Here is a 16,645-nt window from a genome sequence, read left to right on the forward strand (position 1 = left end):
TCACCGCGTCAGCAGGATGAGGGCTTCGGGCGCAACGACCAGGCGCACCGTCTCGCCGGCAACGATCGGCTGGTCGGAGAGCCGCGTCACATTGGCGACCGCCGCGCGCAGCGTCTGACCTGACGTCTCGACAACGTAAGTGGACCAGTCGCCGAGATAGCCGACATCGCGGACCTGGCCCGGCAAGACGATCCGCCCACCGGCGATCGGCTCAGCTCCGCGGACGAGCCGTGTCTTCTCCGGACGCCAAGCCACCGCCACCCGATGACCCACCGCGACCGCCTCGGCGCACTCCAGCGCGATGTCGCCGGCAAGTTCGGTCGACACCGTCACCCTGCGCCCATCGACCGCGGCGACCAGACCCTCGACCATGTTGATGTCACCAATGCAGCCGGCAACATAACGGCTCGCCGGCTGTTCGTAGATGATCCGGGGTGGCGCCACCTGGACAACGCGCCCCTTGTCCATAACGGCGATGCGGCTCGCCATGGAGATGGCTTCATCCTGATCATGGGTGACGATGACGAAGGTCATGCCCAGGCGCTCCTTCAGCGCCACCAGCTCGAACTGCGTCTCTTCACGCAGCTTGCGGTCGAGCGCGCCCAGAGGCTCGTCGAGCAGGAGCACCTTCGGACGCTTCACCAGCGCTCGGGCCAGCGCGACGCGCTGGCGCTGGCCGCCTGAGAGCTGATGTGGCTTTCGGCTGGCATAGGCATCGAGCCGCACGAGGGTCAGCATGGCCGCGACCCGATCGCGGATCTCGTCGCGGCCAATGCCATCCATTTCCAGTCCGAAGGCGACGTTCTTCTCCACGCTCATATGCGGAAAGAGTGCATAGGACTGGAACATCATGTTCACCGGCCGCTGGTGCGGCGGAACGCCGGCGAGATCGTTCCCGGCCAGAAGCACGCGGCCTTCGGTCGGCGTTTCGAAACCTGCGAGCAGGCGCATGAGCGTGCTCTTGCCGCAGCCCGACGGCCCAAGAAGGGCGAAGAACTCCCGCTCATGAATAGAGAGCGACAGGCCATCGACGGCTGTTTCGGATCCAAAGCGTTTGGTGACACGATCGAAGGTCACCAGCGGCAGAACCGACGGATCATCCCAGGGTGAAGGCGCGACGGGGGCGGCGGACTGAGATGCGTTCACGGTCGCGCGCAGCCTCAGCGTCCGGTCTTCGCGCGGGTCCAGGCGCGCGTAATGGTCCGCTGCAGGCGCGCATCCGGGCTGGTCACCGTGAACAGCCGCGCGATCACCGCATCCGGCGGATAGACGGAAGGATTGTCGCGCACGGCCGGCGCGACCAGCGGGCGCGCGGCGAGATTGCCGCTGGCATAGGACACGAAGCTCGCGATCTTCGCGATCACCTCCGGCCGCATCAGGTAATTGATGAAGGCGTGGGCGAGATCGGCATTCGGCGCATCGGCGGGGATCGCCATCTGGTCGAACCACATCTGCGCGCCTTCCTTCGGAATGACATACTGGATGTCGATCCCGTTATTGGCCTCTTGCGCCCGCTTCTGAGCCTGGAAGATGTCGCCCGAATAGCCAACGACCAGGCAGATATCGCCGTTGGCGAGCGCCGAAATGTACTCGGACGAATGGAACTTGGTGACCAGCGACCGCAAGATCTGGACATGGGCGGCGGCGGCCTCCCAGTCTTCCGGCTTCTTGGAATTGGGATCGCGGCCGAGATAGCGCATCACCGAGGGGAGGAAGTCCTCGGCCGTGTCGAGGAAATGAATGCCGCAATCCTTGAAGCGCTTCAGCGTGTCGAAATCGAAGGCGAGCTTCCAGGAATCGAGCGGCGCATCGGGCATGCGCTCGCGGATCTTCGCGGCATTGTAGCCAATCCCGGTCGTGCCCCAGAGATAGTTGACCGAATAGGCATTGCCCGGATCATAGGCGGCGATCCGCCGCTGGATGTCCGGCCACATGTTGGAGAGGTTCGGGATCTTTGCCGGATCCAGCCGCTGGTGCACATTGGCCGCGATCTGGCGCGACAGGAACGGCGCAGACGGCACCACGATGTCATAACCGGTCCGTCCGGCCAGCAGGCGGGTCTCCAGCACCTCGTTGGAATCATAGGTGTCGTAGATGACCTTGGCGTTGAACTCGCGCTCGAAGTCGCGCAGCACCTGCTCGTCGATATAGTTCGACCAGTTGAAGATCCGGAGCTCGCGCGGCGCCTGAGCCTGAACGGGTGACACAGCCCAAAGGCCAGCGCACGCCGCCAGAGCCATTGCGCCTCGCTTCACCGCGTCAACCATCGTCATGTCGATCCAAGCCCCCTTGTCCGGCGGAGGCGACCATGCCTTGCCTGCTGCTGATTTCCAAGAGGCGGTGTGACGGCCCCTGCCCGCTCAGCAGCAGCCGAGGCGGTCGCTGAAGTGCTGGCAGATGACGGTTTCAAGCTCCGGCAGGACGCAACGGAACGATTCGCGATCAGCCATGCCGGCGCGCAATTGTGCCCGCAGTTCCCGATGGATCGCATCGAGATCGACGCCCGAGACCTTGCCGACGAGCGCGACGGTGCGGCCGGCCACGATCGATTCCTTCAGATGGCGGGCAGCGCCTCGCGCGAACAGGAGATCGACCGGATCGACCGGCATCAGGGCATCGTCGTCGAGCGCGGCGCGATCGATGACCAGCAGATCCGCCGGCGCACCAGCCTCGATCAAACCCGTCACCGGCGAATTGACCGAGCGATGGCCGTTGACGAAGACAGCCCGCATCACATCCGCCGTCGAGACCTCCGCGTCGAAGCCCCAGCCGGCATGCAGCGACCAGACGAGCCGCATTTCGCGCAGCAGATCATCGTCCTCGTCGAAGGCCTGTCCGTCGATGCCAATACCCACCTTGCAGCCGGCCTTCAGCATGGCGGCGACCGGAGCAAGACCCGAACGCAGCGCCAGATTGGACGATGTGTTGACCGAAATGGTCGCGCCGCTCTCGGCGATGATCGCGAGATCCTCCGGCGTCGCCCAGGTGCAATGGGCGAGCGTCAGGCGCGTCGAGAGCAGACCGATGTCCTTCAGGTGTCGGGCAATGCCTTGAGGGAAATGCTGGTCGGCATAGGCGCGCTGGTACTTGGTTTCGAGCAGATGCATGTGCACCCGCCGCCCGGTCGCAGCGGATGCTTCCGCGATGGCCTCAAGCAGGGCGGGCGTCGACCATTGCACGCCATTCGGACCGTACTGGACATCGACCATCGGCGAGGCAATCGCCTCGGCGACCGCATCGACGCGGGCCAGCTGGTCTTTCACGCTCATCGGCGGGCTGAGGAACCGGCCTTCGACCTCGGCGCGAGCCGCATCCGATAGGCCCGCGAGGATCGGCTGGCTGTCGCCGTAGACCAGCGGATTGGTGTCGCGAAGCGCGATGCCGAAGGCGATCCTGAGACCCACGTCCTTGGCCGCCCGCGCCACCACCTTCGCTTCGCTCACATAGTCGGTCAGGCCCTGGGCGCGGGTATAGTGGACCATCGAGGCCCCCTGGCCGCCGAGCACGGCCCGACCGAAAGGCGCTGCCGCCGCCAGATATGGATCGACCGGTCCGAACAGCTGGAGCCGGTGCAGCCAGATTTCCAGCGGCTTGCCGAAGCCGCCGATCGACGAGGTCCGCACCTGCCGTCCATGGTCGTGTGCGTTGGCCAGCGCCGGCATGACCAGCACGTCGTCGAAGGATGCACCTGCCGGCAGGGCCGCAACCGACGTGATGCGGTCGCCCTCAAACGTGATCGCCGATGGCCCCCGGCTCTGGCCGCTGGCGTCGATGATGGCAGCGGCTGTCAGGATGCGGGTCATGGCAGGCTCACTCGACCAAGGGCGTTGAAGGCGTCAGGCGCCGACCGCACGCTCCGCTGCTGGCGGCAGGAAGGCGCGGCTGAAGACATCGGCCGGCGCGGGCGTCTTCGGCAATTGGAACACATCGACGATCTGGCCGATGGCCTTGGTCATCCGGGCATCATCGACATCGCCGAAGCCCAGCGACCGCACTTCCGGCGTGATCATCGAGGTCTTTGCGGCATAGTCGACGCGCCGGGCCTCAAGCGCCGCATTGAACAGCGGCTCAACCTTGGTCATCGGCGCCATGGCGGCGGTCGGGTTGGCAAGCGCTTCCTTCATCGCCTTGTTGACCGCGCCGACCAGGCCACGAACGGCGCCGGGATTATCCTTCGCGAGCTTCTGCGAGACCATGATGCCGTTCGAATAGGAAGCGATCCCATAATCGCCGAAGATGAACCAGCGGAAGTCCTTGTCCGGGTCCTGCCGCATGCCGACAAGGTTCATGTAGCTGGTCAGCGTGAAGATCAGGGAGGCCTGCACCTGGTCCTGGATGAGCATCTGCTCCTGCAGGTTGGGCGCCATGTTGATGATCTCGTTCTTGGCGGGATCGAGGCCGTTGAGCTTGGCGAAGGCCGGCCACATGCGCGTGGTGGCCGAGCCTGCCGGACCGCCGAGCTTCTTGCCCTCGAGGTCCTTGACCGTGTTGATGCCGCTGGAGGCCTTCACCACGGCGCCGAACGGGGCCTTGTTGTAGATCATGTAGACCATCAGCGGCTGTTCGCCCGGCCGCTGTGCGGCGTTCTGGATGATCGCGTTGATGTCGCCGAAGCCCGCATCATAGGCCCCGCCCATGATCCGCGTGACGGTCGCCGCCGAGCCCTCGCCCTGGTCGATGGTCACGTCGAGGCCGGCGTCGCGGAAATAGCCCTTGTCCTGCGCGAGATAGTACCAGGAATGGACGCCCTGGAACCGCCAGTCGAGCGTGAACTTGATGGCAGTGCGGGCCTGAGCGAGCGCGGGGGCTGCAATCAGCGACGTGCCGGCAGCAAGAACCAGGCGACGGGAAAGGGTCATGTCAGGTCCTCAAGGTCGGGGTTTGGGAGGAAATCCGGTCAGGTGACGGCGAGATCCTTGCGGTGCGCCCAACCAGTCACCCGGGATTCGAACACCGAGAAGATCGCGTAGAGACCCACGCCGAGGCCGGCGAGCACGAACAGGCCGGCAAAGACCAGCGGCACGTTGAAGGTCGACGATGCGATCATCATCATGTTGCCGATGCCGCGGTTGGAGGCGACCGTCTCGGCCACGACCGAACCCACGAAAGCCAGCGTGATGGCGACCTTCAGGGACGCGAAGAAATAGGGCATGGAGCGCGGCAGCGAGACATTCCACAGGATGTCCCACTTCGACGCCTTCAACGTCTTCATCACGTCTTCCAGCTCCGGCTCGACGGTGGCGATGCCGGTCGCGACATTCACGACGATCGGGAAGATGCAGATGATCGCGGCAGTCAGGATCGCCGGAACCGTCCCGGCGCCGAACCAGAGGACGAAGATCGGCACGACCGCGACCTTGGGGATCGACGAGAAGCCGACCAGCAGCGGATAGGCCGTGTCATAGGCGAGCTTGGACGAGCCGATCAGCACGCCGAAGAACATGCCGATGACCACGCCGAAGCCGAAGCCGACCAGCGTCGTGTAGAGGGTCTGGTAGGTGTGCGGCCAGATGGCCGGCCAGTACTGCCAGAGCGAGGCGACGATCTGGGTCGGGCGCGGCAGCACGATGTCGGAAATGCCGCCGACCAGGCAGGCCAGTTCCCAGAACACGAAGACACCGACGATCAGGCCGATCGAGGCGGCTTTCTCCCGGGCAAGCTCCACAAGACGTTCCATGTCAGTGGCTCCCTGCCTGAACGATGCCAGTGCCACCGCGCGCCGAAACGATCAGGCTGCGCAATTGCTGGTTCAGCGCGACGAAGTCGGGCTGGTAAGTCATGTCGATCGTGCGCGGCCTCGCAAAGGCCACCTCGGAATCGTCGAGAATGCGGCCCGGACGCGCTGACATCACGCAGATGCGGTTGCCGAGGAAAGCGGCCTCGCGCAGGTCGTGAGTCACCAGAAGAACGGTCGTCTTCTTGGTCATCCAGAGCTCCTGCATGATCTGCCAAAGCTCTTCGCGGGTGAACTGGTCGAGCGCGCCGAACGGCTCGTCGAGCAACAGAAGCTCCGGCTCGTGGATCAGCGCGCGGCAAAGATTGGCGCGCTGCATCATGCCGCCGGACAATTGCCAGGGAAACTTGTCGCCAAAGCCGCTGAGCCCGACCTGCGCCAGCAGCGCCTCGGCACGCTCGCGAAACTCGGTCTTGCGCTTCGCGCGGAACTCGCCCCGGAAGGGCGGCACGATCTTCAGCGGCATCATCACGTTGTCGCGGATGTTGAGCCACGGCAGCAGGGTCGGGTTCTGATAAGCCATGCCGATCCGCACCGGCTGGGCGCCGATCTCGCGACCCGCGACATAGACATAGCCGGACGACGGCTTGATCAGATCGCCGACCAGCTTCAGAAGCGTGGACTTGCCGCATCCGGACGGACCGACAAGCGCCACGAAATCGCCCTCGGCGATCTCCAGCGAGGTCTCCGACAGCGCCTGGACCTGCTTGGCGCCTCGGCCGAACGTGACTGTCACCTTCTCGAATTCAATGAACGGCTTCGGCCGCGACGGCACCGGACTGCCTGACATTTGGGCAGTCACGGTCTTGGCGACTGCGGCGAGCGCGGGGGGCATGGCGGCTCCTGTGGCCGGACGTCCGGTCATCCCGGACCTCGCAAGACGGATGCCAAGGTCTGGTCCTGGTTGTGGAGCACGGGCGTCGGCATCTTCTGGATGTCGGTCACCTGGCGGCCGTGACCCTTCGCTCCGGTCACGAGCGTCCGATCCCTCTGGACGAAGCGGCCGCGCACCAGCGTGTGGATCGGAATTCCGGTGACTGTCTCGCCCTCGAACGGCGTAACCTTGCCGCGCGACTGAAGACCGGCCGCGCGGATCGTCTCGCTGCGTGCCATGTCCACCACGGCGATATCGGCATGCGCGCCCGCGGCAATCCGCCCCTTCACCGGGAACAGGCCAAAGCGCTTGGCGGGGGCTTCCGCGGAATAGCGCACATAGTCCTCGAGGCTCATCCGGCCTTTCGACACCTGGTTGAGCATCAGCGGCATCTGCGTCTCGACGCCGGGAAAGCCGCAGTCAGCCTCCCAGATCACGGACTTGGTCTTCTCCTCCAGCGTGTGCGGCGCGTGATCGGTCTCGATCAGGTCGACCGTACCGTCCTTGAGCGCCGCCCAGATCGCCTCGGAATCGGCGGCATCGCGCACCGGCGGGTTGACCCGGATGACCGAACCGAGCCGTGCATAGTCGCTGCTGTCGAGCAGGAGATAGCAGGGGCAGGTGCCGCCCGTGATGTCGACGCCGCGCGCCTTGGCATCGCGCAGCGGCCCGAGTTCGAGGGCCGACGAGATATGCAGTACATGGACGCGCGCGCCGGTCCACTCGGCGAGGATGGCTGCGCGGGCGACCGCTTCGGCAGCCACGACAGCCGGCCGCGCTGCGATATGGGCGAGCGGATCGTTCCGGCCAGCCTCGACCAGGCGCTTCTGCCGCCAGGCCATGATGGAGGCGGTCTCGGCGTGAAGCGAAATGCGCAAGCCCGAGCGCGCGACGATCTCGAAACCTTCCAGCATTGCGCCGGTGGAGGGTGAGGGCAGGTTACCGAACGTATTGCCCATGAAGCACTTGAAGGCGTTGACCCCGCCGTCGATCAAGCCCTGCAACTCGTCGATATTGTCTTCCGCAAGCAGCCCGTAGAGGCCGAAATCCACATAGGCCTTTTTCGCGGCCTCCTGCTTCTGGCGCAGTTCCACCACCGAGCGGGTGGGCGGATGGGTGTTGGGCATCTCGAACACGGTGGTCGTGCCGCCCATGGCGGCCGCCGCAGTCCCGGTCTCCCAGTCTTCCTTGTGGGTGTAGCCGGGTTCACGGAAATGGACGTGGACGTCGATGGCACCTGGCAAGACGAATTGACCGGTCGCATCAAGCGTCTCGGTCGCGGAGCCGAGCGTGCCCGGCTGACCGACCGCTGCGATCAGGCCGTCCTTGATAGCGACGTCGGCCACAGACCGGCTGTCGCCGGTAACGACAGTGCCGCCTGTGATCAGCAGATCATGCATCATGTCGCTCACAGCATGGCCCAGCCGCCATCGACCGGGAGGTCGACACCGGTGATCTGGCGTGCCGCATCGGAGGCGAGGAACAGGCAGGCATTGGCGACATCGACATCGGTCGAGATGCGCCGCATCGCGTAATCGGCGGCGTGATGCTTGACCGCTTCCTCCTCCGTGATGCCCAGGCGCTTGGCCATGTCCGGGATCACCTTGGTCCGGAAGCGCTCGCCCTCGATCATGCCGGGTGCCACGCAATTGACGTTGATGCCGAGCGGCCCGACCTCGAGCGCGAAGCTCTTGGTGATGCCGCGCAGGCCCCATTTCGATGCGGAATAGGCCATGCGTCCGGCCCGACCACGCATGCCGAACGTTCCGCCGACATTGACGATCTTGCCGTAGCGCTGCTCGATCATGGTCGGCGTCACCGCCCGCATCGTGTTGAAGCAGCCGCGCATGTTGAGGTCGACGATCTCGTCGAACTCCTCCTCCGTCGTTTCCCAGCCGGTCTTGCCGATCGGACCGGAGCCGCCGGCGACATTGACCAGAATATCGATCCGGCCGCCAAAGGCCGTCTTCGCCGCCTCGACAGCCTTGTCGCAATCGGCGCCCTTGGTGATATCGCAGCCGACGATGATCGCTTCCGCGCCCTTGGCGCGCGCCTCGGCAGCCACCGGCTCGATGGCTCCAGTGTCGCGGCCAAGCAGCGCCAGACGGCAGCCCTCCGCTGCAAACAGGCGCGTCACGGCCGCACCCATGCCCTTGGCCGGTCCCGTGATGAGAACCACCCGGCCCTTCATGTTGAAATCCATGATCGCGAGCCTCAGCCGAGCTTCCGGATGCGTTCGGCCATGGGCGGCAGGAACGCGTCGTTGAAGATCTCGTCGGTGCCAGGCAGGCGCGGCAGGGCGTTCGCCTCCTTGACGATCGCGATCGATTTGGCGAGTCGCGCGGTATCGGGCGCGCCGAGACCAAGGGTCGCGATCTCCGGGTGGCCCATCTCGTCCTGAAGGGTTGCGATCAGGCGTTCCTTCTCCACCGCCTTGTTGATCAGCGGCTCGCGCTTGGCCACCGAGTCCACCGCGGCGTCATAGTCCTTCAGCGTGTCGACAAGACCGCGATTGAAGGCCCGCACAATGCCCTTCAGCGCATCCGGCTTCTCGGCGACCAGCTTGCGCGAGACGATCAGGCAGTTGGAATAGAGGTCCATGCCGTGGTCGCCGTAATTGATGAAGCGGAACTGCTTGTCGGGATCGATGCCGGCGAGCTTCGCCGAAAAGCGGATCGTGTTGACGAAGCCGAAGGCGCCATCGACCTGGCCGCGCTGGAGCATCTGCTCGCGCAGGTTGGGCGCCATGTTGGTGATGGTCACCTTGGATGCGTCGACGCCGGCGAGCTTGGCGAAGGCCGGAAAGAGCTGCAGCGCGCCATCGTTCGCAGGACCTCCAAGGGTCTTGCCCTCGAGGTCCTTCGGCGTCTTGATCGGGCCATCGGCCTTCACCGCGATGGTGAAGGGCGGACGATTGAACATCATGTAGATGCCGATCGGCGTCGACGGGTCCGGCGCCGGCTTCTTGCCGGCCAGGACCATCAACGCATTAATGTCGCCGAACCCCATGTCATACGAACCGGACGCGACCGCACCGACCGCGGCGCCCGAGCCATTGCCCTGGTCGATTTCCAGTTCGACGCCGGCCTCGCGCAGATAGCCTTTGTCCTGCGCGATGAAGAACCAGCTCTGCGGCCCTTGGTAGCGCCAGTTCAGCACCATCTTGAGCTTCGTCAGGGTCTGCGCAATGGCGGGAGCCCCCAGGGCGGCAGCGGCCAGAGACCCGCAGGCAAGGGCACCGAACGTGCGGCGAGAGTAGATCGGACCCATGGCGCAGCCTCCTTGAAGTGACGGCGGCGAGGCTAGGAGCGGGTTGACCAAGGGGCAATTGCATAATGTAGGCAGATATTGCCTTCTTGTTAGGCAACGGACTGTCCAGGGCAGCGCCATGCCTTCGGTTGCCCGATCGAGGCCCATGACCGAAGATCAGACGATGATTCCGTCCAGCACGCTCTCCCCGCCCTCACGCCGTCTGGACATGATCGACGCGCTGCGGGGCGTCGCCCTGCTCGGCATGTTCGCCTATCACCTGAGCTGGGACCTCGCCTATCTCGGATTCGTCCGCCAAAGCCTGCCATTCGAGCCTGCCATGGCCTGGTTTGCCCATGCGGTCGCCGGCAGTTTCCTGGCGCTGGCCGGCGCTGGCCTTGTGCTTGCGGATGACCGTGGCCGTGACCGCGCGGCCTATCTCAGGCGTCTGGCGCTGGTGGCCGGCGCCGCCACGCTCGTCACCATCGTGAGCTACTTCGCCATGCCGCAGGCCATGGTGACGTTCGGCATCCTGCACCTGATCGCCCTGATGAGCGTGTTGGGTCTGCCCTTTCTGCGCATGCCCCGGGTTGTCGCAGCCCTGGCCGCCATCGTGGTCGCCGCACTGCCGCTCGCATTCCGGTCACCGGCCTTCGATCACCCGACCCTTGCATGGCTCGGTCTCAGCACGACATCGCCGAACTCGATCGATTTCGTTCCGCTCTTTCCCTGGGCCGCGGCCGTGCTAGCGGGCATCGTGGCCATGCGCGCGATTCTCGAGAGCTTGCCCGATGGCGCATGGGCTCATTGGCGTGCCGAAGGGCGGTTCACGCGCCTGCTCGTCTGGGGCGGCCGCCGCAGCCTGTGGATCTATCTCGTCCACCAGCCGGTGTTCCTGGCGCTGCTCTTCGGCCTTGCCAATGTAACCGGTGTAAGGCCCGCAACCGTCGATCGCGGCGAGCTATTCATGAACGACTGCCGATCAAACTGCGCCGCATCTGGCGGTTCCGCCGACATCTGCCAGCGGGCCTGTTCCTGCACCGCCGACAATGCCCGCGCCGCAGGTCTCTGGGACCGGCTGATCACCAATCGCCTGACGCCGGAACAGACCACACAGATCGGCGAAATGGCGCGCGCCTGCGTACCGCAGCGCCGCCGCGGCTGATCCCCAGCCGAAACAAAGGAAACCGCCATGACCAAGGATCTCGCCACACTCGACCAGCAACTCGCAGAGGTCGCCGCGGACGTGGCGCACGCGCTGGTTGCGCGCCGAGAGACCATTGTCGTGGTCGAGTCCTCCGCCGGCGGGCTGATCTCGTCGGCGCTCCTCTCGCAGGCCGGCGCTTCGACCTACTTTCTGGGGGGCGCGGTCGTCTACACCGCGGCATCCCGCGAAGCGCTTCTAGGCATCACCCTTGACGACATGCAGGGCATGCGCTCGGCATCCGAGCCCTATGCCCAGCTGCTGGCCCGAACGGCAAGAGCGCGGCTCGGAGCCGGCTGGTGCCTGGCTGAAACCGGCGCCGCCGGGCCCAGCGGCAATCGCTATGGCGATGCCGCCGGCCATGCCTGCCTCGCCATCGACGGCCCGACAGCGGTGGAGGTCCAGACCCTTGAGACAGGATCTGGCGACCGCGCCGCCAACATGCGGGTCTTTGCGATCACCGCTTTGGCGATGCTCGCCAAAGCCCTCTGAGGCTTAGTCGCGCACCAGGACGTTGCGGAACTGCCAGGGATCGGACGTGTCGATGTCCTCCGGGAAGAAGCCGGGGCGGCCTTCCAGCGGCGTCCAGTCGGTATAGGCACCGATCACCGGTCCGAGATAGGGCCGCTGGACCTCGAGGCAACGGCGGAAATCGACATCGTCAGCCTCGACAATGCCGGCTTCCGGGTTCTCGAGAGCCCAGACCATGCCGGCCAGGACCGCCGACGAGACCTGCAGGCCGGTGGCATTCTGGTAGGGCGCGATCCGCCTGGTCTCTTCGATGGAGAGCTGCGAGCCATACCAATAGGCGTTCTTGCCATGGCCGTAGAGCAGCACGCCCAGTTCGTCGATGCCGTCCTCGATCTCGTTCTCGTCAAGGATGTGCCAGGACGGCTGGCGCTTGCCGGCCGCGCCGAACATCTCGTGCAGCGACAGCACGGCGTCGTTTGGCGGGTGATAGGCATAGTGGCAGGTCGGCCGGTAGGTGACGTTCCCGGCCGCATCGCGCACCGTGAAATAGTCCGCGATCGAGATCGCCTCGTTGTGGGTCACCAGGAACCCGTACTGCGCGCCCATGGTCGGGCACCACGAGCGCACGCGGGTATTGGCGCCGGGCTGCAGCAGGTAGATCGCGGCGCCGCAGCCCTTGCGGTGCTTGCGCGCGTTCTTCGGCATCCAGGTCTCGTGGGTACCCCAGCCGAGTTCGGCGGGCTGCAGGCCTTCGGACACGAAGCCCTCGACCGACCATGTGTTGACGAAGACGTTCGGCGGCTTGGGCTTCTTCGAGCGCTGGGTATCCCGCTCGGCGACGTGGATGCCCTTGATGCCCGCCTTTGCAGCAAGCGCTGCCCACTCGGCCTTGGACTTCGGCTCCGTGAAGGTCAGCCCGAGATCAGTCGCAACATTCAGCAGCGCCTGCTTGACGAACCAGGAGACCATGCCCGGATTGGCGCCGCAGCACGACACCGCCGTGGTACCGCCCGGGTTCTTCGTCCGCGCGTCCAGCACGCGCTCGCGCAGCATGTAGTTGGAGCGCGCGGCCGGACCCTTGGAGGAATCGAAATAGAAGCCGGCCCAGGGCTCGGCCACTGTGTCGATGTAGAAGCAGCCGAGCTTGCGGCAGAATTCCATGATGTCGACCGAACCGGTATCGACCGACAGGTTGACGCAGAAGCCCTGGCCCCCGCCCTTGGTGAGCAGCGGCTTGAGCAGCTTCTTGTAATTGTCCTTGGTGACAGCAGCCTGGATGTAGCGGATGCCGAGCTCGTCCAGGAGATGCCGGTCGGAATCGACAGGGTCGATCACCACAAGCCGCTTCTTGTCGAACGTGAAGTGGCGCTCCAGCAGCGGCAAGGTGCCGCGGCCGATGGAGCCGAAGCCGATCATGACGATCGGGCCGGTGATTTCGTGATAGACAGGCCACTGGCTCATGGAAGTCTCCAGAACGGACAGCTGCTAGGCTTCAGGACAACGCAAGACGGGGTCCCGGCCGCTCGGACGGAACCCCATCGATGATGGCGCGCATTGGCCACGCCAAGTCCCTCCCGTCAACGACTTTCCTGTGTCGGGACGATGACGGAACAAGTCTCTGGCCGTGATCGGCGCCTCGGTTATAGTTCAACGGTCGACCGGGATGCCGGTCAGGCCAACGAACAAATCGCATCAAGGGGAGAAGACGATGACGAAGCTGGAACGCTCTGTCGGCGAACTGTATCGCGACGATCCCGCCCGTGCCGAGGCCGAGATCTTCGGCCGTCGCGCCGAGGGCAGGGGCGCCTCCCGCCGTGGTTTCCTCGGCGGGGCCGGCCTTGCTGCCATGACCGCAGCCGTCGGCGGCACCATTGTCTATTCGGAACTCTTGCCTGAAGGCCTGATCCCGGCAGCCATGGCGCAGACCGCACCTCCGCCGCCCGCCGCGCCGGCGGCCGCACCATCGGGTCCGCAGCCGCTGACCTATCCGGGCAAGTCCAATGGCCTGATCCTGCTGCAGGACCGGCCGCTGGTCGCCGAAACGCCGGAGCACCTCCTCGACGACGCGACCACGCCGACCGACAAGTTCTTCGTCCGCAACAACGGCCAGATCGGCCCTGAGACCGCCAACCCGGATGCGCATGTCGTCGTCATCGATGGCGAGGTCAACACGCCGCTGCGCCTCACCGTCGGCGAGCTGAAGAGCCGCTTCCGGGCTGTAACTTATCGGCTCCAGCTGGAATGCGGCGGCAATGGCCGCGCGGCCTTCTCGCCGCAGGCCCGCGGCAACCAGTGGGGCAATGGTGCCATCGGCTGCGCCGAATGGACTGGTGTGCCGTTGCGCGACGTGCTGAAGGCGGCAGGTGTGAAGCCCTCCGCTGTCCACACCGGCTATTTCGGCGCCGATCCGCACCTCTCGGGCGATGCGTCGCGGCAGTCGATCTCCCGCGGCACGCCGATGGCCAAGGCCATGGACCGGCACACCCTGGTCGCCTTCGCCATGAACGGCCAGCCGATCCCGCACATCCACGGCGACCCAGTGCGCATCATCACGCCGGGCTGGCCCGGTTCCACCTCGCCAAAATGGCTGACCCGCGTCTGGGTCCGCGACAAGGTCCATGACGGCGCCGGCATGGGCGGCACGAGCTATCGCATCCCGACCGTTCCGATCGTTCCCGGGTCGAATGTCGATGGCCGCGAGAATTTCGCCGACATGCACTCCATGCCGGTGCGCTCGATCCTGACGAGCCACGCCAACGGCACGAAGCTCGCGAAAGGTACGCGCCGCCTCGACATCCGCGGTGCCGCGTGGGCAGGCGATCTCGATGTCCGGCGCGTCGATGTGTCTGTCGACTTCGGCCAGACATGGCGGCCGATGCGCATGTCAGAACTTCGCAACCGCTACGACTGGCGACGCTGGAGCGGCACGATCGAATTCCCGACCGACGGCTATTACGAGGTGTGGACCAGGGCGCAGGACCGCTCCGGCCGGTACCAGCCCCATGTCGCGGCCAACTGGAACCCGCAGGGCTATGGCGCCAATCCCTTCCACCGGATTGCCGTTCTGATTGGTTGAGCCCATGCATCTCCCCCGTGCACTGCTCGTCGCGCTGGCCGTCCTGGCCGGCGCGGCCACCCATCCGACCCTTGCCCAGCAACCCGCGTTCCAGCCGGGCGCCGAGACCCCGGAGGTGTGGCCAGCGGGCCCTGGGCGAGAGGAAACCTTCTACCAATGCACCGCCTGCCATGCGACCGGGCTGATCACCCGCATCGGCATGACCAGGGCTCAATGGAACGACATCATCGACCAGATGGTGGCGAAGAACGCCATGCCCGAACCCGAGGCGGCCGACCGGAAGGTCTATCTCGACTATCTCTCGGCGGCCTTCCCGCCGCGGGCACCCCAGCAGGGCGGCGGCAACTGGCGCAATCCGTTCCAGCCGCAACGATAACGGCGAAGCCGGGTTAGCGAGGGCGTGAGGCAAGAGGCCCCCGACACGCACTCCCCTTTACGGGGGCGGCCGGGTCAGCGCCGGGCCAGCGCCTTTTCGATCTCGGGCCGGATCACGGTGGCAAGACTCTGCTGCGTGATCGGCCCCACATGCTTGTAGGCGATCCGCCCGTCGCGACCGACGATGAAGGTCTCCGGCACGCCGTACACGCCCCAGTCGATCGAGGCGCGCCCGTTCGGGTCGACGCCAATCAGCTGATAGGGATTGCCGTTACGGCCGAGGAACCGGCGCGCATTGTCGGGCTGGTCCTTCTGGTTGATGCCGGCCATCCGGATTCGGGTGTCGCGGGCAAGCTCGACCAGCATCGGGTGCTCCTCGTGACAGGGCACGCACCAGGACGCGAAGACATTCACGACGGTGACCTGCCCCTTGAGATCGGCGGTCGAGAAGCCGGGCCGGCCGCTCTCGGGCAAGGGCGCGAGGCTGAAGACCGGAGCGTCGCGGCCGATCAAGGCCGATGGCAGGCGCTGCGGATCACCGCGCAGCCCCACCACGAACAACACGACCAGGCCCACGAACAAAACCAGCGGCAGCAGCGCCAGCCATGCACGCCGCCTTGGTGCGGGGCTTTCAGAATCGGGGCTGTCGACAGCGGGGCTCATGGCTGGTCCCCCTGGCGAGTGGATCGGCGGGTCAGACCGCGGCGTTCGAGATCGGCCAGCACGGCGCGCTGCTGGCGGTGGTCAACGACCACCCAGACGATCAGCCCGAGAACGGTCGCAGCCGTCAGCAGATAGGACCCGACAATGAACCCCGCATGGGGTCCCTGCCCGAGGAAGTCCGGACCAAACATGATCAGCCCCCCGCGGCCGGTTCGAAATGGGCCGGCGTGCTCTCACGCTGCGCATGGACCAACCGGATCGCCCTGACACGACGGCGCAGCACCTCGTTCCTCATGGCGGCAAGGTGGAGCACCACGAACAGAACGGTGAAGGCGAGGGCCGCCACCAGCAACGGCACCAGGATGGACGGGTGAATGGTCGGACCGCCCAGACGGAACACCGAGGCGGGCTGGTGCAGCGTGTTCCACCAGTCGACCGAGAACTTGACGATCGGGATATTGACCGAACCGACCAGCGTCATCACCGCGACGGCGCGGCCGGCTCGGCCGGGATCATCGACCGTTCGCCACAGCGCGATCAGCCCCAGATACATGATCAGCAGAACCAGTTCGGACGTCAGTCGCGCGTCCCAAATCCACCAGGTTCCCCACATGGGCCGGCCCCACAAGGAACCGGTCGCCAGGCAGATGAAGGTGAATGCGGCCCCGATGGGTGCAGCCGCCTTGGCTGAGACATCGGCCAGAGGATGCCGGAAAACCAGGGTTCCGAGCGCCGAGACTGCCATCAGCGAATAGCAGAACAGCGACAGCCAGGCAGCCGGCACATGGATGAACATGATCCGGACAGTGGCGCCCTGCTGGTAATCGTCCGGAGCTGAGGCAAAGGCGAGGTAGCCGGCCACGGCAAACAGCACGAAGGTACCCGCCGCGAGCCAGGGCAGGATGCGGGCGGTGAACGCCAGGAACCGGGTCGGGTTGGCGAGATCGAGAAGCGCCATGATGAGCACCACTTAGAGGCGCGACGGATCGCGCGCAATAT

17 protein-coding genes are annotated in these 16,645 nt (G+C 65.6%); 4 read left to right on the top strand and 13 right to left on the bottom strand.

Going from position 1 to position 16,645, the window contains the following annotated elements:
* The 9 genes from E8L99_RS04560 to E8L99_RS04600 form a co-directional block, all read right to left on the bottom strand.
* Window positions 1–1,146, bottom strand: coding sequence for an ABC transporter ATP-binding protein (locus E8L99_RS04560; protein WP_137098434.1), 1,146 nt, complete (start codon window positions 1,144–1,146; stop codon window positions 1–3).
* A 14-nt stretch (window positions 1,147–1,160) separates the two neighbouring features.
* Window positions 1,161–2,267: a polyamine ABC transporter substrate-binding protein gene (locus E8L99_RS04565; protein WP_137101954.1), complete on the bottom strand. Its 1,107-nt coding sequence runs from the start codon at window positions 2,265–2,267 to the stop codon at window positions 1,161–1,163.
* 93 nt (window positions 2,268–2,360) lie between these two features.
* On the bottom strand, window positions 2,361–3,803 hold the full coding sequence (locus E8L99_RS04570; RefSeq protein WP_137098435.1) for an amidohydrolase family protein: 1,443 nt from the start codon (window positions 3,801–3,803) through the stop codon (window positions 2,361–2,363).
* 33 nt (window positions 3,804–3,836) lie between these two features.
* The gene (locus tag E8L99_RS04575; RefSeq protein ID WP_137098436.1) at window positions 3,837–4,859 is read right to left on the bottom strand and encodes an ABC transporter substrate-binding protein; all 1,023 of its coding nucleotides are present in this window, start codon (window positions 4,857–4,859) and stop codon (window positions 3,837–3,839) included.
* A gap of 38 nt (window positions 4,860–4,897) precedes the next feature.
* Entirely contained in the window at window positions 4,898–5,677 is a 780-nt protein-coding gene (locus E8L99_RS04580; protein WP_137098437.1) for an ABC transporter permease, read from the bottom strand.
* A gap of 1 nt (window position 5,678) precedes the next feature.
* Window positions 5,679–6,524 carry an ABC transporter ATP-binding protein gene (locus E8L99_RS04585; protein ID WP_137101955.1) on the bottom strand — a complete coding sequence of 282 codons (846 nt, stop codon included), beginning with the start codon at window positions 6,522–6,524 and terminating at the stop codon, window positions 5,679–5,681.
* Window positions 6,525–6,595: 71 nt separating this feature from the next.
* Window positions 6,596–8,011 carry an allantoinase AllB gene (allB, locus tag E8L99_RS04590; protein WP_137098438.1) on the bottom strand — a complete coding sequence of 472 codons (1,416 nt, stop codon included), beginning with the start codon at window positions 8,009–8,011 and terminating at the stop codon, window positions 6,596–6,598.
* Between the two features lie 5 nt (window positions 8,012–8,016).
* Window positions 8,017–8,811 carry an SDR family NAD(P)-dependent oxidoreductase gene (locus E8L99_RS04595; RefSeq protein WP_137098439.1) on the bottom strand — a complete coding sequence of 265 codons (795 nt, stop codon included), beginning with the start codon at window positions 8,809–8,811 and terminating at the stop codon, window positions 8,017–8,019.
* Window positions 8,812–8,822: 11 nt separating this feature from the next.
* The gene (locus tag E8L99_RS04600; protein WP_137098440.1) at window positions 8,823–9,878 is read right to left on the bottom strand and encodes an ABC transporter substrate-binding protein; all 1,056 of its coding nucleotides are present in this window, start codon (window positions 9,876–9,878) and stop codon (window positions 8,823–8,825) included.
* 145 nt (window positions 9,879–10,023) lie between these two features.
* Between E8L99_RS04600 and E8L99_RS04605 the strand changes: the two genes are divergently transcribed.
* On the top strand, window positions 10,024–11,022 hold the full coding sequence (locus E8L99_RS04605) for a DUF1624 domain-containing protein (protein WP_168201568.1): 999 nt from the start codon (window positions 10,024–10,026) through the stop codon (window positions 11,020–11,022).
* A 27-nt stretch (window positions 11,023–11,049) separates the two neighbouring features.
* Window positions 11,050–11,553: a CinA family protein gene (locus tag E8L99_RS04610; RefSeq protein ID WP_137098442.1), complete on the top strand. Its 504-nt coding sequence runs from the start codon at window positions 11,050–11,052 to the stop codon at window positions 11,551–11,553.
* Between the two features lie 3 nt (window positions 11,554–11,556).
* Here E8L99_RS04610 and E8L99_RS04615 read toward each other — a convergent pair whose 3' ends face one another.
* Window positions 11,557–12,993: a homospermidine synthase gene (locus E8L99_RS04615; protein WP_137098443.1), complete on the bottom strand. Its 1,437-nt coding sequence runs from the start codon at window positions 12,991–12,993 to the stop codon at window positions 11,557–11,559.
* Window positions 12,994–13,240: 247 nt separating this feature from the next.
* Between E8L99_RS04615 and E8L99_RS04620 the strand changes: the two genes are divergently transcribed.
* Both E8L99_RS04620 and E8L99_RS04625 read left to right on the top strand, forming a co-directional pair.
* Window positions 13,241–14,608, top strand: coding sequence for a sulfite oxidase (locus E8L99_RS04620; protein ID WP_137098444.1), 1,368 nt, complete (start codon window positions 13,241–13,243; stop codon window positions 14,606–14,608).
* A 4-nt stretch (window positions 14,609–14,612) separates the two neighbouring features.
* Window positions 14,613–14,984, top strand: a complete 372-nt coding sequence (locus E8L99_RS04625; protein WP_137098445.1) for a hypothetical protein — start codon at window positions 14,613–14,615, stop codon at window positions 14,982–14,984.
* Window positions 14,985–15,058: 74 nt separating this feature from the next.
* Here E8L99_RS04625 and E8L99_RS04630 read toward each other — a convergent pair whose 3' ends face one another.
* The 3 genes from E8L99_RS04630 to E8L99_RS04640 are packed head-to-tail and all read right to left on the bottom strand — an operon-like array spanning window position 15,059 to window position 16,604.
* Window positions 15,059–15,646: a DsbE family thiol:disulfide interchange protein gene (locus E8L99_RS04630; protein WP_137098446.1), complete on the bottom strand. Its 588-nt coding sequence runs from the start codon at window positions 15,644–15,646 to the stop codon at window positions 15,059–15,061.
* The gene (gene ccmD / locus E8L99_RS04635) at window positions 15,643–15,837 is read right to left on the bottom strand and encodes a heme exporter protein CcmD (RefSeq protein WP_137098447.1); all 195 of its coding nucleotides are present in this window, start codon (window positions 15,835–15,837) and stop codon (window positions 15,643–15,645) included. The genes E8L99_RS04630 and ccmD overlap by 4 nt, the downstream gene beginning before the upstream one ends.
* 2 nt (window positions 15,838–15,839) lie before the next feature.
* The gene (locus tag E8L99_RS04640; RefSeq protein ID WP_137098448.1) at window positions 15,840–16,604 is read right to left on the bottom strand and encodes a heme ABC transporter permease; all 765 of its coding nucleotides are present in this window, start codon (window positions 16,602–16,604) and stop codon (window positions 15,840–15,842) included.
* Window positions 16,605–16,645 lie beyond the last annotated feature (41 nt).

The sequence above is a fragment of the Phreatobacter aquaticus genome (assembly GCF_005160265.1).
Lineage (GTDB): Bacteria > Pseudomonadota > Alphaproteobacteria > Rhizobiales > Phreatobacteraceae > Phreatobacter > Phreatobacter aquaticus.

Excerpts from the sequence above, each read along its gene's own strand:
- E8L99_RS04565 (WP_137101954.1), bottom strand. The coding sequence starts at position 2,267 with ATGGTTGACGCGGTGAAGCGAGGCGCAATGGCTCTGGCGGCGTGCGCT.
- E8L99_RS04570 (WP_137098435.1), bottom strand. The coding sequence starts at position 3,803 with ATGACCCGCATCCTGACAGCCGCTGCCATCATCGACGCCAGCGGCCAG.
- E8L99_RS04575 (WP_137098436.1), bottom strand. The coding sequence starts at position 4,859 with ATGACCCTTTCCCGTCGCCTGGTTCTTGCTGCCGGCACGTCGCTGATT.
- E8L99_RS04580 (WP_137098437.1), bottom strand. The coding sequence starts at position 5,677 with ATGGAACGTCTTGTGGAGCTTGCCCGGGAGAAAGCCGCCTCGATCGGC.
- E8L99_RS04585 (WP_137101955.1), bottom strand. The coding sequence starts at position 6,524 with ATGTCAGGCAGTCCGGTGCCGTCGCGGCCGAAGCCGTTCATTGAATTC.
- allB (WP_137098438.1), bottom strand. The coding sequence starts at position 8,011 with ATGATGCATGATCTGCTGATCACAGGCGGCACTGTCGTTACCGGCGAC.
- E8L99_RS04595 (WP_137098439.1), bottom strand. The coding sequence starts at position 8,811 with ATGGATTTCAACATGAAGGGCCGGGTGGTTCTCATCACGGGACCGGCC.
- E8L99_RS04600 (WP_137098440.1), bottom strand. The coding sequence starts at position 9,878 with ATGGGTCCGATCTACTCTCGCCGCACGTTCGGTGCCCTTGCCTGCGGG.
- E8L99_RS04605 (WP_168201568.1), top strand. The coding sequence starts at position 10,024 with ATGACCGAAGATCAGACGATGATTCCGTCCAGCACGCTCTCCCCGCCC.
- E8L99_RS04610 (WP_137098442.1), top strand. The coding sequence starts at position 11,050 with ATGACCAAGGATCTCGCCACACTCGACCAGCAACTCGCAGAGGTCGCC.
- E8L99_RS04615 (WP_137098443.1), bottom strand. The coding sequence starts at position 12,993 with ATGAGCCAGTGGCCTGTCTATCACGAAATCACCGGCCCGATCGTCATG.
- E8L99_RS04620 (WP_137098444.1), top strand. The coding sequence starts at position 13,241 with ATGACGAAGCTGGAACGCTCTGTCGGCGAACTGTATCGCGACGATCCC.
- E8L99_RS04625 (WP_137098445.1), top strand. The coding sequence starts at position 14,613 with ATGCATCTCCCCCGTGCACTGCTCGTCGCGCTGGCCGTCCTGGCCGGC.
- E8L99_RS04630 (WP_137098446.1), bottom strand. The coding sequence starts at position 15,646 with ATGAGCCCCGCTGTCGACAGCCCCGATTCTGAAAGCCCCGCACCAAGG.
- ccmD (WP_137098447.1), bottom strand. The coding sequence starts at position 15,837 with ATGTTTGGTCCGGACTTCCTCGGGCAGGGACCCCATGCGGGGTTCATT.
- E8L99_RS04640 (WP_137098448.1), bottom strand. The coding sequence starts at position 16,604 with ATGGCGCTTCTCGATCTCGCCAACCCGACCCGGTTCCTGGCGTTCACC.